General features: G+C 41.7%; 16 protein-coding genes. 1 reads left to right on the top strand and 15 read right to left on the bottom strand.

The window, feature by feature from the left end; translation table 11 throughout:
* Positions 1 to 4: 4 nt before the first annotated feature.
* The 13 genes from ATE37_RS05335 to ATE37_RS05275 form a co-directional block, all read right to left on the bottom strand.
* Positions 5 to 739, bottom strand: a complete 735-nt coding sequence (locus tag ATE37_RS05335; protein ID WP_000794217.1) for an ABC transporter permease — start codon at positions 737 to 739, stop codon at positions 5 to 7.
* Positions 740 to 751: 12 nt separating this feature from the next.
* Positions 752 to 1627 carry an ABC transporter ATP-binding protein gene (locus tag ATE37_RS05330; RefSeq protein ID WP_084868255.1) on the bottom strand — a complete coding sequence of 292 codons (876 nt, stop codon included), beginning with the start codon at positions 1625 to 1627 and terminating at the stop codon, positions 752 to 754.
* Entirely contained in the window at positions 1614 to 1808 is a 195-nt protein-coding gene (locus tag ATE37_RS05325; RefSeq protein WP_084868254.1) for a hypothetical protein, read from the bottom strand. Before ATE37_RS05325 ends, ATE37_RS05330 begins: the two co-directional genes overlap by 14 nt.
* Positions 1805 to 2011: a hypothetical protein gene (locus ATE37_RS05320; RefSeq protein ID WP_000390700.1), complete on the bottom strand. Its 207-nt coding sequence runs from the start codon at positions 2009 to 2011 to the stop codon at positions 1805 to 1807. Before ATE37_RS05320 ends, ATE37_RS05325 begins: the two co-directional genes overlap by 4 nt.
* Positions 2012 to 2135: 124 nt before the next feature.
* Positions 2136 to 3803 (bottom strand): DAK2 domain-containing protein, encoded by a 1668-nt coding sequence (locus ATE37_RS05315; protein WP_084868252.1) that lies wholly within the window; start codon positions 3801 to 3803, stop codon positions 2136 to 2138.
* Between the two features lie 2 nt (positions 3804 to 3805).
* Positions 3806 to 4171 carry an Asp23/Gls24 family envelope stress response protein gene (locus ATE37_RS05310; RefSeq protein ID WP_000216438.1) on the bottom strand — a complete coding sequence of 122 codons (366 nt, stop codon included), beginning with the start codon at positions 4169 to 4171 and terminating at the stop codon, positions 3806 to 3808.
* A gap of 258 nt (positions 4172 to 4429) precedes the next feature.
* Positions 4430 to 4618 carry a 50S ribosomal protein L28 gene (rpmB, locus tag ATE37_RS05305; protein WP_001140948.1) on the bottom strand — a complete coding sequence of 63 codons (189 nt, stop codon included), beginning with the start codon at positions 4616 to 4618 and terminating at the stop codon, positions 4430 to 4432.
* 107 nt (positions 4619 to 4725) lie between these two features.
* Positions 4726 to 5400, bottom strand: coding sequence for a LiaF transmembrane domain-containing protein (locus ATE37_RS05300; RefSeq protein WP_084868251.1), 675 nt, complete (start codon positions 5398 to 5400; stop codon positions 4726 to 4728).
* Positions 5401 to 5405: 5 nt separating this feature from the next.
* The gene (locus ATE37_RS05295; RefSeq protein ID WP_084868249.1) at positions 5406 to 5852 is read right to left on the bottom strand and encodes a LytTR family DNA-binding domain-containing protein; all 447 of its coding nucleotides are present in this window, start codon (positions 5850 to 5852) and stop codon (positions 5406 to 5408) included.
* Positions 5853 to 5965: 113 nt separating this feature from the next.
* A complete protein-coding gene (locus ATE37_RS05290) occupies positions 5966 to 6469 on the bottom strand; it encodes a phosphatase PAP2 family protein (RefSeq protein ID WP_084868247.1) in 504 nt (167 codons plus the stop codon).
* Between the two features lie 96 nt (positions 6470 to 6565).
* Positions 6566 to 8326, bottom strand: a complete 1761-nt coding sequence (locus ATE37_RS05285; protein ID WP_084868245.1) for an ABC transporter ATP-binding protein — start codon at positions 8324 to 8326, stop codon at positions 6566 to 6568.
* Positions 8316 to 10085, bottom strand: a complete 1770-nt coding sequence (locus tag ATE37_RS05280) for an ABC transporter ATP-binding protein (RefSeq protein WP_084868244.1) — start codon at positions 10083 to 10085, stop codon at positions 8316 to 8318. The genes ATE37_RS05285 and ATE37_RS05280 overlap by 11 nt, the downstream gene beginning before the upstream one ends.
* The gene (locus ATE37_RS05275) at positions 10069 to 10530 is read right to left on the bottom strand and encodes a MarR family winged helix-turn-helix transcriptional regulator (RefSeq protein WP_084868242.1); all 462 of its coding nucleotides are present in this window, start codon (positions 10528 to 10530) and stop codon (positions 10069 to 10071) included. Before ATE37_RS05275 ends, ATE37_RS05280 begins: the two co-directional genes overlap by 17 nt.
* A gap of 193 nt (positions 10531 to 10723) precedes the next feature.
* On the opposite strand from ATE37_RS05275, the gene ATE37_RS05270 reads away from it, so the two are divergent.
* Positions 10724 to 11428 carry a CD20-like domain-containing protein gene (locus ATE37_RS05270; RefSeq protein ID WP_084868240.1) on the top strand — a complete coding sequence of 235 codons (705 nt, stop codon included), beginning with the start codon at positions 10724 to 10726 and terminating at the stop codon, positions 11426 to 11428.
* Between the two features lie 168 nt (positions 11429 to 11596).
* Here the strand turns inward: ATE37_RS05270 and ATE37_RS05265 are convergent, their stop codons facing one another.
* Both ATE37_RS05265 and ATE37_RS05260 read right to left on the bottom strand, forming a co-directional pair.
* Complete coding sequence (locus ATE37_RS05265; RefSeq protein ID WP_084868239.1) at positions 11597 to 11854, bottom strand: DUF7720 family protein; 258 nt, start codon at positions 11852 to 11854, stop codon at positions 11597 to 11599.
* A gap of 54 nt (positions 11855 to 11908) precedes the next feature.
* On the bottom strand, positions 11909 to 12520 hold the full coding sequence (locus ATE37_RS05260) for an AP2 domain-containing protein (protein WP_084868237.1): 612 nt from the start codon (positions 12518 to 12520) through the stop codon (positions 11909 to 11911).
* Position 12521 lies beyond the last annotated feature (1 nt).

Genomic DNA, 12521 nt, shown 5'->3' with positions numbered 1-12521 from the left:
AGATTTATTTTACCTCGATCCGTTTTTTCAGTTGAATAACCAATACACCAAAGAAAACTGTATAACCTAGTACAACCAAGGCAGCAAGAATGTTAAACTCGTGGTGCTCCAAATAAGTAGAGACAACCTGCATCAGTTGATAGGTTGGAGTCAGTTTTCCAATAGATTGGAGCCATTCTGGGAAGGAACTCAAAGGGAACCAGAGTCCACCTAGGACAGCCAAAGCAATATAGGCAATATTTCCAATCACCGTCATCAGTTGAGCACTGGGAAGCAAGCTCACCAAGACACCCATGCTGATAAAGACCACGCTTCCGACCAGCAAAATAGCTCCAATCACCAACCAGTCAAGCCAAGGCAGAGTCACTCCACGGACAAAATGACCAACCGAAAAGACAACTATAATTGATAGCAAGAAAGTCAGTAGAGTACTGAACAGTTTTGATACATAATATTCTACCATAGAAACAGGAGAATGTTGAATCAATTTTTGCCAGTTGTTTGTCTTATCAGACTCGAGTGTGCTAGGAATACTGAAAAAGGCGCTTGACATGATACTAAAGACCGTCATAGCAAAGAGATAGGCTTGAAGAGCGATTTCTGGAATGTCTGACCCTGACATCATACCAGAGAAGATAAGGTAAAACACGCTTGGGAGTCCGATGGATAGCAAGTAGTAGACTGCCTGCCGTTTCATCAGAATGATTTCCATTTTCATGAGACTTGTCATATTTTTCATCGTCAATCTCCTTTAATCTTGAGTCGTTTCAAAGATACTATCTAAGAGAGTTCGATTGCGAACTTCAATTTCTTCGATTGTGCAACCCTGTTCTTGCAAGGCTTCCCATACCTGGCTGGCTTCTTTGGTTGTGAAGGAAAGAGCATTTTGCTTGATTTCAATCTCTTGAACCTGGCCCAAAGTGCTGATAACTTCCTGATAAGTTAGAGGTACCGTAAAATGTTTTTCTTGTTCTTCACCACGCATAGCATAAGGCGTCGTATCGCGAATCAATTCTCCCTTATGGAGCACCAAAATGCGGTCAGCCGTATGTTCTACCTCTTCGATATAGTGAGAAGAGTAGACAATGGTGACACCATTTTTCTTTAACTGATTGACAATTTCCCAAAAATGCTGACGTGTTGAGGTATCCATGGCAGCAGTTGGCTCGTCTAAAAATAGAATTTTCGGACGACCGATTAGTGCCAACACAAAAGAGAACAAGCGTTTTTGCCCACCAGACAACTTGCCCGCTAGCTGATTTTTCTGCTTGTCTGAGAATCTAAGCAAGTCATCAATTTCTTTGTCTGAAAGACTGTCGTGATAAAGTGACTTAAAAAATGATAGAAGTTCTTTCACTTTCAAGCTTTGGACAACTGCATTTTCTTGAGGCAAGACAGAAATAAGCTGCTTTAATCGAGGATCTGTTGGTGCAAACCCTTGAATGGCTATCTGACCTGAGCTCATGAACTTATCGCCCAAGAGGCAATCAATCAAGGTTGTTTTTCCTGCTCCGTTAGGCCCGATCAAGGCGACACATTCACCATCGTTGATTTCAAAGGAGATGTTCCGCAAGATCTCCTTGTCTTTTATTTTCTTACTCAATTTCTCAACTTTAATCACAGTCATGAGATTCTCCTTTCAACCACTTCATTCCCATAGGGAAAACAATGAAAATCATAAATCCAAAACCCCAAGCACCACGAATAAATTGGCGAAGCAAGGTTTGGTCAAACCAACCAGTAAACATTTCCACCAACCATACCAAGAGTGACAGGCCGATAAAGAGATAGATGATTGTTTTTTTCATTCCTCAAACTCCTTTTTCACATCTCTGAATAATTTCAAACCTTCTCTGACAAGCCAAGACATCATTCCAAAGCCAGCAAAGAGCTCCCAAGGAAAATGGTAGAAACCCTCGTCCAATCCTGAAAACATGAGATAGGTCATAACTCCTGCTGCTACTAAACTCACTGCGACAATCATTTTATTTTTCATTTCTTCTTCCTCCATTTCATACTTCAATTATAGTCTTTTGAAGTTAGCGGAGCTAGATGCTTCTGTCACTAGGAAATATGACAAATGTCATAAAAAAAGAAAGCTGCAAAATCAACTTTCTTTTTAATCGATTAAATTTTTATTCCACACTGAAAAGATATGGATATACAGGTTGTTGTCCTTGGTGGATTTCTACTTCTACATCTTCGAATTCTTCTGTGATTTCTTGGGCGATTTGGTTAGCCAATTCTTCACTTCCATCTTCACCAATATAGAAGGTTACGATTTCACTGTCTTCATCCAACATATGTTTCAATGTTTCAGTCAAGGTTTGGTGCATATCAGGGTTTGATACGAGGATCTTACCATCTACCATACCAAGATTGTCATTTTCATGAATTTCCAAACCATCGATAGTCGTGTTACGAACAGCTGTTGTTACACTACCGCTGATGACATCACCAAGGGCTGCAGTCATACGTTCTTTGTTTTCTTCGATTGATTTGCTTGGGTCAAAGGCAAGAAGACTGGTCAAACCTTGAGGAATTGTACGTGCTTCTACCACAACAGCAGGTTGCTCAAGCACTTCAGCCGCAGACTGAGCTGCCATAAAGATATTTTTGTTGTTCGGCAAGAAGATGATGTTGCGAGCATTGACCTGTTCAACAGCCTTGATAAAGTCTTCTGTTGAAGGGTTCATCGTCTGCCCACCTTCGATGACATAATCCACACCTTGGGCACGGAAGATATCTGCTAAACCTTGACCAGCTACTACTGCGATAAGGGCATACTCTTTTATTTCAGCAGGCTTGTTTCCTTGAGTCGCTTCTTTTTCAACTTGCGCCTCGTGTTGATTACGCATGTTGTCCACTTTGACCTTGATCAAGCTACCATATTTAAGACCTTCTTGCATGACAAGACCTGGATCTTCTGTATGGACGTGAACTTTGACGATCTCATCATCGTTGACAACAAGCAGAGAGTCGCCTAAGTCATTCAAGTAGTTACGGAATTCATCGTAGTCAAAGTCCTTAGAATAAGTTGGACCTTGTTTGAGAGCTACCATGATCTCCGTACAGTAACCAAAGGTAATATCCTCAGTTGCAACATGTCCAGCCACAGACTTATGGTGCTCTGCATTGATCATTTCACTCATGTTGGCAGGAGTCGCTACAAAGTCTTCAGAAGCACTGTATTCACCAGTAAGAGCTGAAAGGAATCCTTCGTAGATGAAGACCAGACCTTGACCACCTGAGTCTACCACACCAACTTCCTTAAGGACTGGAAGCATTTCTGGTGTCTTAGCCAAAGCTGCTTTTGCACCTTCCAAGGCTGCACGCATGACCTCAACAGCATCATCTGTCTCCTCGGCTTTTTTCTTAGCCCCAATAGCTGCTCCACGAGAAACAGTCAAAATAGTTCCTTCAACTGGTTTCATAACCGCTTTATAAGCTACTTCGACACCGGATTGGAAGGCAAGAGCCAAGTCTTGACCTGTTAATTCATCCTTTTCCTTGATAGCTTGGGAGAAGCCACGGAAGAGCTGAGATGTGATAACCCCTGAGTTCCCACGCGCACCCATCAAGAGACCTTTAGCAAGAATGCTCGCTACTTCTCCAACTGTAGAAGCAGGCTTGTCTGCTACTTCTTTCGCACCATTTTCAATGGTCATTCCCATGTTTGTCCCAGTATCTCCATCTGGAACTGGAAAGACGTTCAATGAATTGACATATTCTGCTTGCTTATTCAAACGAGTTGATGCAGCTTGCACCATCTCTTGGAATAAACTGGTAGTAATTTTTGACACGATTATTCTCCTACAACTTTGATATTTTGAATGTAGACATTCACAGTCTGAGCAGTAATTCCTAGTTGATTTTCTAAACTAAAACGAACACGCTCCTGAATGTTTTTTGACACTTCGCTTATCTTTACTCCGTAGCTCAACACGGTATAAACATCAACTGCGATGCTACCATCTTCGGCTGCCTTCACGACAACACCCTTAGAATAATTTTCCTTACCAAGGAGGGCTTGAAAATTGTCCTTGAGGGCATTTTTACTAGCCATACCGACCACTCCAAAAATCTCAGTTGCGGCACCGCCTACTACGGTTGCAATCACTTCATCTGTCAGTTCGATTTGACCATCTTTTGTATTAATTTTTACAGTCATTTTTTTTACCTCAACTAGTTGATACTCTATTTTATCATATTTCAGCCCAAGTGTAAAAGCAGAATGCTGTATCGGCGGATATTTATACTCAATGAAAATCAAAAAACAAACTAGGAAGCTAGCCACAGACAGTACTTGAGTACGGCAAGGCGAAGCTGACGTAGTTTGAATTTGATTTTTGAAGAGTATTACTCTATTTTTCAAATGGTTTTATCTCTAGAGCAAAAGAAAAAGACCTAAACGGTCTTTTCATTTTTATTAAACGCGTTCAACTTTACCTGATTTCAAAGCACGAGCTGAAGCCCAAACTTTTTTAGGTTTACCATCGATAAGAACAGTAACTTTTTGAAGGTTTGGTTTTACGGCACGTTTTGTTTGGTTCATCGCGTGTGAACGGTTGTTTCCTGATACAGTCTTACGACCTGTAAAGTAACATACTTTAGCCATTGTGTTTTCCTCCTATTAGATCTAATATAGCGGATGTGCTAGCACCACATACTGTACTATGTTATCACACTTTCTCTATTTTGGCAAGGAAATTAGGAGACTTTTTTTTATTTAACGTAAACAACTCCAAGTTTACCAAAAGCAACTTCCCCACGAATAATCAAAGTTTTGCTGGTTGGTGCTACAGGAGCATCTGCCTTAGCTGCACCAAAGGATGTTTCTACTTTCAAATCGACACGCCAGTGTTGTGGGACATATACTGTTGCATTTCCGAAAGCCACTTCAATATTTAAAGTCGCAAAATCACCTAACATCTCTGCATTGTCATAGTAGATTTTAGCATCCCCAAACGCGACTTCCACTTGGTCGTCTACAATATCTTGATCTTGCTTATAGAAAGTCCCGCTTCCAAATACGACTTCCTTATCCGTAATGACTGTTTTTTCTCCATTGTACCACCACTTTTTTTCATGCCAGAACTTACTTGAATGTGTCAGATAACCAACACCGAGTACTACCAAGATGCTAGCCCAGATGAGAGAATGATTAGGCACCGGCAACAAGTCATAAGCGTAATTTGCAATGATGAGTGCCAGTAAACCTGTAAAAACTGCCGCAGTTAGATGTCGTCTAAGGATGGACTCAATGGACTTATAAGCAAAAAAAACAATTCCTAGCAAAGGCCATATCTTACCATCCAAAGAAGGAATGCCAAAATTTCCTTGCAGCAAGATCCAAGCTGCTAAAACCAATAAAACAATACCAAATGCTTTCTTTTTCATGTTTTTTACCTCATGTTTCTTAGATTTTCTTTTAGGAGGGATTGGTAATGTCGTGACACATGAACCTCCTTGTGCGTCTGATAAAAGGAAATGGTGCCCGTTCCTGAAAAGGACTTGTCCACCGAGTATATCTGACGGATGTTTGTGATCGTTGACTTGGACACTCGACTAAAATAGCGAGGCAAGATGGACTCCAACTCATAGAGTTTGAGGCGAACTTCATAGGCTTCCTTCTGGGTATGAGCGTAAATCTTGCTCCCTTCTGTCTCAAAGAAGAGGATTTCCGATAGGTCTAGATAATATTCACCTGTCCCCTTGTAAAAAGTCAACCTCGGAGCCTTTGACTCTTGCAAGAGCCGTTGCAAGTCTGCAATTTCATCTGTCAAAGTGGGGGTCTTGATGACAATTTCAGTCTCCTCTAAATTGCCGTCAATCTCAATTCGTAACTTCATCACATCTCCTTTCTGACTCTACTATATCAAAGCTAAGTTAGGAATACAAGGGTAAAAAAGCAAGTGGTCAATATGAAGCAGTAAGTGGTTGTAGGACCAGCCTAACTTACATGTCAGAATAGGAAGAAAAGGAACCCCCACAACAGACCGCAAATATAGCCAACCAAGACGTCCTTTGGATAATGCACACCACCTAAAACCCTCACCAAGCCCAGCAAAGCTGAAAAGAGCAGGCATGCTAAGCCAACAGGTAGACTAGCATGCAGACTGGCCATGGAGATGATGGTTGCCGAAAAAACATGGCGACTGGGCATCGACTGTCCCGAACTATCCTTGTCAAGCAGAGGACTGATGTCCCAAGTTTCATAAGGTCGCGGGTGGTTGATTTTCTTACGAAAAAGAGACAAAATCACAAAACCTGATGCAGGAATAAGCACATAAACCCCAACTTGCTGACCCAATCCTAGTTGCAGGTAAGTGGTGACTAGCAAGATCAGATAGACCAAGGGCATGGCGACTGTCATCAAGCGATTAAAACTGCGTAACAGAAATAGAAGGGTGGGATGGCTGGTGAGTCTGGAGCTGATATTTTGATACCATTCTTGATAATTTTTCATTAAATTTCTCATTCATTACCTTGTTTTTGTCTACTGGTGAGACGTTTGTCTTCTAGTATAGTGTAGAAAAAGAAGGCCGTCAAGCCTTCTTTTGATTTATTCTTCTGCTTCGTTTTCTGTAAACTGACTATTGTACAAGTCAGCGTAGAAGCCACCTTGCGCCATCAGCTCCTCATGGTTTCCTTGTTCGATGATATTGCCATCTTTCATGACAAGAATCAAATCGGCATTACGAATAGTTGACAAGCGATGGGCAATGACAAAGGAAGTTCTTCCCTCCATCAAACGGTCCATGGCTTTTTGGATCAATTCCTCCGTACGTGTGTCAACTGAGGATGTCGCTTCATCCAAAATCAAGAGCGGTGCATCTTTCAACAAAGCACGAGCGATAGTCAAAAGCTGTTTCTGTCCAACAGACAAGGTCACAGTGTCATCCAAAACAGTATCGTAGCCATCTGGCAAAGTCATGATAAAGTGGTGAATTCCCACAGCCTTGCTAGCTTCCATCATCCGCTCATCGCTGATGTCCGTTTGATTGTAGATGAGATTATCTCGAATGGTTCCTTCAAAGAGCCAAGTATCTTGCAAAACCATTGAAAAGGCATCATGTACTTCTGAGCGCTTCATATCCTTGGTATCGACACCATCGATACGGATACTTCCCTTATCTATCTCATAGAACTTCATCAAAAGATTGACAATGGTTGTCTTACCAGCCCCAGTCGGTCCAACGATAGCAACCTTCTGACCTGCATGAGCTGTCGCAGAAAAGTCATGGATGATGGTGCGCTCTGGTGTATAGCCAAAGGACACATGATCAAAGACTACTTCCCCTTTCATGTTGCTCAATTGTCTTTCCTTATGGGATTCATCCTGCATCTCAGCTTCACTTAGAAATTCAAAGACACGTCCCATGGCTGCACTCGCTTGCTGTAAGCTCGTAATCCCTTGGGCAATCTGTGACAGGGGTTGGGAGAAGGTCCGAACATAGACCATAAAGGCTACAATAACCCCGATAGTGATATGCCCTTCTAACGCTAGCGCGGCACCAACGATGATGACCAAAACATAGCTAAAATTCCCAACAAAGAACATGGCTGGCATCATGATACCAGAGATAAACTGAGATTTCCAGATGCTGTCGTGCAAGTTTTGGTTTAAACCTGCAAATTTCGCTTTGGAGGTGTCCACCGCGTTGTAGCTCGTTACAACATTGTGTCCCGAATACATTTCTTCTACATAACCATTGACGGCCCCTAAATTATTTTGTTGGGCTTTAAAATAACCCTGTGACTTGGCCATAATTACAGAAACTGCCGCAAAACCAACAAGGGTTGATACAACTGTTACCAATGCCAAAATCCAGTTCATCCCAAACATGGTCACCAAGACAGCAATCAACAAGAAACTAGCTGAAAGAACTGTCCCTAGACTTTGGTTGAGAGATTGCGCTGCTGTATCCACATCATTGGTCACGCGCGAAAGGGTATCTCCTTGTGAATGACGGTCAAAATAGCCAAGTGGCAAACGATTGATTTTTTCAGCGATTGCTGTTCGCAAGCGTTTTGAAAAATGCTGGATACTCGTTGAAAAGATATAGGCCTGTGTATAATTAAGGATGGCTCCAAATACATAGAGAATCACTAAAAAGCTAGCAATACTTGAAACAGCCTCTAAATCAATTCCTGTCATCAAGCCATCCGAAATCAAGTTGGTAATTTCTTTAATCTTAGTTGGACCATAAACGGTGATGATGCTTGAAATGACCGCAGCCACAACTGCTATTAGGAGAGGGAGTTGGAGGCCTGCCATATAAGGTTTGCACTGTTTCCAGACCGAAACTTTTTTATTTTCCATGTTCCAATTCCTCCTTCGATAGTTGTGAGTAGGCAATTTCTTGGTAGACTTCGTTGGTTGCAAGAAGTTCCTTGTGGGTGCCTTGTCCCACGACTTTACCTTGATCCAAAACTAAGATCAGGTCAGCATCCATAATGGTAGAAATCCGCTGCGCTACGATGAGCTTGGTCATGGATTTTGTTTTCTCAGCTAGTTCTTGGCGTAGGACACGATCTGTCTTGTAGTCCAAGGCTGAGAAGGAATCATCAAAGATGAGAATCTCTGGTTTACGAGCCAAGGCGCGTGCAATGGCCAAACGTTGTCTTTGTCCTCCTGAGAAGTTGGTACCACCTTGGGCCACTTCTGATGCAAGACCTGCTTCCTTGTCCTCGATAAATGCTTTAGACTGGGCCAATTCAAGGGCTTGCCACATAGCAGCTTCGCTTAGAGGAGTTTCTTTGCTCTTACCAAAGTCCAAGTTCCCCTTGACATCTCCAGAAAAGAGTACAGCTTTTTGTGGAATATAGCCGACCTTATTGCGCAAATCTTCCAAGTCATAATCTTGCACATTGACACCATCCACTAGGATTTGTCCATCAGAAACGTCGTAAAAACGTGGCAAGAGGTTGACAAGCGTAGACTTACCTGATCCAGTCGATCCGATGAAGGCTACGGTTTGACCCGCTTCTGCTTTGAAAGTGACATGTTCCACGACTGCTTCTGAGTTTTTAGAGTAGCGGAAAGTCACATCACGGAATTCCACTTGTCCTTGAACTGAAGGATCCGCTGTCTGTGCATGACTAGGATTTTCAATGGAAGAATGCAGATCCAATACTTGATTGATACGTCCTGCCGAAACCAAGGTACGAGGAAGGACGATAAAGAGTGCTCCCATGAGAAGGAAGCCCATCACGACCTGCATAGCATAGGACATGAAGACCACCATATCACTAAAGAGCGGCAGACGTTCTGTCAAACTTGCGTCGTTGATGATATAGGCACCAATCCAGTAAATGGCTAAACTTAGTCCACTGGAAATCGCCATCATAATCGGGTTCATAATCGCCATCAATCGATTGACAAAGAGATTGAGACGCGTCACTTCATCATTGGCTGCTTCAAATTTTTCATCTTGGTAATCTTCCGCATTGTATGCACGAACAACTCGAATCCCAGTCAAACTTTCACGAGTGATGCTATTGAGTTTATCTGTCAATTTTTGGATGACCGATTGTTTTGGAAAGGCCAGAGTCATGAGAACGGTGGTCATCAAAACATTCACAATAACAGCCACAACGACCGCCCAGAGCCAGTATTCCGATTTTCCAAGGATTTTTCCAATGGCCCAGATAGCCATAATTGGCCCACGAGTAACCACTTGCAAGCCCATTGTAAAGAGCATCTGTACCTGGGTAATATCATTAGTCGTTCGAGTCAAAAGACTTGGGATTGAAAAACGCTTGATCTCTGTCTGCGAAAAATCTAAAACACGATGAAATACGTCTCTACGTAGATGGGTTGTATAGGATGCTGCAACGCGAGCGGCAAAGAAACCAACCATAACAGATGAAAAGAAAGCCAATAAAGACAAACCAATCATCTTCGCAGCTGGTGACCAGAGTTCACCCAACTGCGTTCCAGACGTTCCCAGTAATTCTGTAATTTGCGAAATATAAGTCGGCACCTCTAACTCGAGATAGACCGAGAAACAAGTGAACAGAATCGTAAGGATGATCATTCCCCACTCTTTTCCTGTAATACGTTTAGCGAGTTTCTTCATTCTCTCCTCCTATCTTCTCAACATTTTCTTGCAACTGACCGAGAACCTTTTCAAAGATTGCCAAGTCAGACTTTGAAACCCCATATAGCAGACTCTGATTGATCCGATCAAAAAATTCCTTAACTTCTTGCATCTGCGAACGCGATTTCTCCGTCAGGCGAACAAATTTTGCCCGCTTATCGCTCGGGCTCGCCTCTAACTCGACCAAACCATTTTGTACCATGCGCTTGACTAGATTACTCGCCACAGATTTAGTAATATTGAGTTCCTGTTCGATATCCTTAATCAAGACCAGTTCCTCTTTTTGTTCACAATGATCTAAAAAACGCAGAACCTGCCCTTGCGGTCCACCCATAAATTCAATGCCACATCGCTTGGCTTCTTTCTGTATCATCAGGTGAGCCTGGTACCCAAAGCGTTTAAACATCAACATTGGCTCGTCCATGATTGCTCCTTTCTCACGATTAAATATAGTTCTCTGGGGAACTAATTAAGTTTCTATGAGAACTATTTTATCATTTTCAGAAAAGATGTCAAGAAAAAAGTTTCCAAGAGAACTATTTTAGTCTAAATTGACATTGGAGAATATTTTCTCTATAATAAGCACTAGCTACCGTGGATAGGAATCCATTCACTCGATGAAGGGAGAAAACGTTCAAATGAAACCAGAAGAACAAAAAGTTTTAGGGATTTTAGCAACCATTTTTGGAGCCATCGCACTTTTAGGGTCCTGGATTCCATTTATTAACTATCTATCGTTTTTCATCGCTATTGTCGCTTTGATCTTAGGTATTATCGGCCTTATCGTCAACCTCAAAAAACGGAAAACAATGGCCATTATCGGAACATCCCTCGCAGTTGCCTCTGTTGTACTTTTCTTTACGACCCAGGTACTGTACGCTAATGTCTACAAAGAGTTTGTCAGGGAGTTTAACCGTTCCTACAGCGAGGCGAGTGCCTCAATGGAACGCGAAGAAGAAAGCGACTTGACAGATGATAGCGCCTATTCCATCCCTGAGGAGGAAGAAAACGATACCTTCACCTGGACCCAAGAACAGTTCGACGCCTTAATCGAAGGTGACCTTGACAACAAAGGAAAAGGTGGTACCAACTACAAGGATATTATCAAAAAACACGGACTACCAGACTCCGAATTTGACTCCACTATCGGAGGGTACGATACGAGAAAAATCACCTATATCTCCATTGGAGACAAGATCAAGACCGTTACCTTAACTTTTGCAAAACAGGACAATGGACAGCTCTTGCTCGTTCAAAAACATGCAGTCGGTCTAGGTCTAGAAAAAAGCAAGAAACAAAACGATTCTGAAACTAGAGTCTAAGTTCAAATATCAAAAAAACGAACAGCTAGTATAACTGTTCGTTTTTCTATTAGAATCCGTCTACTTTCAAAAATACTATTACATATATTTACATCAAGTTCCGACACCTTAAAAATCAGCTATATTTTTATCTTTAAAACAATTGTTTTTACATCGTTTTACAGACGTTTACGACATTTTTGCCCCTTTTTTGCCCCTCTCAATCTCATACATTTTCACCGAATGCAGCACGAGATCACGATACTTCCAAGTCGATACCAGGTACTCGATGACCTCTTGGTCCTCTATCTCGCATTCCATGAACAACAATAACTTGACCGTGTACTCATTTTTCAAAATTGAGACAGTGTAAGTCACATTTACCCAATGCTCAAAGCCTAATTCTGTCTGCTCTATGCTCGCAAGTTCAATCTTCAAAATGTTCATGTTTTCTTCCTCCTACTTATCTATTCGTAGAAAAAAGAAAAAACAGTGAAAAAATCACTGTTTTTGTTTATATCCATATTCGATTTCAGCTTTGCGTCTGATATCTGTTGCTTCTTTCAAGTCTACGCTACTGCCCAAGTATTTTGATTTTTTGTCAACATTGATATAAGCAACATATCTCTTTTTACGTTTGTTGTAGTAGACACCACGGACCCCAGTCGTACTTTTTGCAGTTGGCTTATTGGTTTTTAATGATTCAGGATTGCTGATTTCAGCCATTCGCTCTTTTGAACTGCGATTGTGCTTGCAACCACAACTAGAGTATCGCTCAATCTGGTTACTTTGCAATTCGATGTGATTTCCGCAATGCTTACAAATACAATTCCAGTAAACACGTTGATTTTTCGAGTACGCTCTATCGATAACCTTGAAATTATCTGTTTCTGTATTCGTCAAATCCTTGAAGCGCTCATGCCTTTTCTCATCATTCAAGCAACCACAAGATCTAATTCTCCCGTTTTTTAAGTGGTCTCCTTGAACAAAAGTAACTCGTCCACATTCGCAAAGACAATGCCAAAGAACTCTCCCTCGTCCATTTCTTTTTCCGACGTCACCAAGAACGGTCAGACGACCGAAATGTTGGTTTGTTAAATTATCTTTTACCATA

Source organism: Streptococcus oralis subsp. tigurinus (genome assembly GCF_002093575.1).
GTDB lineage: Bacteria > Bacillota > Bacilli > Lactobacillales > Streptococcaceae > Streptococcus > Streptococcus oralis_CH.
Note: the sequence above shows the minus strand (reverse complement) of the source record. Positions and strands in the feature narration are given on the sequence as shown.

Bases quoted from the DNA above. Each gene is read 5' to 3' on its own strand.
- rpmB (WP_001140948.1), bottom strand. From the start codon at position 4,618: ATGGCTAAAGTATGTTACTTTACAGGTCGTAAGACTGTATCAGGAAAC.
- ATE37_RS05285 (WP_084868245.1), bottom strand. From the start codon at position 8,326: ATGGAAAATAAAAAAGTTTCGGTCTGGAAACAGTGCAAACCTTATATG.
- ATE37_RS05330 (WP_084868255.1), bottom strand. From the start codon at position 1,627: ATGACTGTGATTAAAGTTGAGAAATTGAGTAAGAAAATAAAAGACAAG.
- ATE37_RS05300 (WP_084868251.1), bottom strand. From the start codon at position 5,400: ATGAAAAAGAAAGCATTTGGTATTGTTTTATTGGTTTTAGCAGCTTGG.
- ATE37_RS05325 (WP_084868254.1), bottom strand. From the start codon at position 1,808: ATGAAAAAAACAATCATCTATCTCTTTATCGGCCTGTCACTCTTGGTA.
- ATE37_RS05270 (WP_084868240.1), top strand. From the start codon at position 10,724: ATGAAGGGAGAAAACGTTCAAATGAAACCAGAAGAACAAAAAGTTTTA.
- ATE37_RS05335 (WP_000794217.1), bottom strand. From the start codon at position 739: ATGAAAAATATGACAAGTCTCATGAAAATGGAAATCATTCTGATGAAA.
- ATE37_RS05280 (WP_084868244.1), bottom strand. From the start codon at position 10,085: ATGAAGAAACTCGCTAAACGTATTACAGGAAAAGAGTGGGGAATGATC.
- ATE37_RS05260 (WP_084868237.1), bottom strand. From the start codon at position 12,520: ATGGTAAAAGATAATTTAACAAACCAACATTTCGGTCGTCTGACCGTT.
- ATE37_RS05265 (WP_084868239.1), bottom strand. From the start codon at position 11,854: ATGAACATTTTGAAGATTGAACTTGCGAGCATAGAGCAGACAGAATTA.
- ATE37_RS05295 (WP_084868249.1), bottom strand. From the start codon at position 5,852: ATGAAGTTACGAATTGAGATTGACGGCAATTTAGAGGAGACTGAAATT.
- ATE37_RS05310 (WP_000216438.1), bottom strand. From the start codon at position 4,171: ATGACTGTAAAAATTAATACAAAAGATGGTCAAATCGAACTGACAGAT.
- ATE37_RS05320 (WP_000390700.1), bottom strand. From the start codon at position 2,011: ATGGAGGAAGAAGAAATGAAAAATAAAATGATTGTCGCAGTGAGTTTA.
- ATE37_RS05275 (WP_084868242.1), bottom strand. From the start codon at position 10,530: ATGGACGAGCCAATGTTGATGTTTAAACGCTTTGGGTACCAGGCTCAC.
- ATE37_RS05290 (WP_084868247.1), bottom strand. From the start codon at position 6,469: ATGAAAAATTATCAAGAATGGTATCAAAATATCAGCTCCAGACTCACC.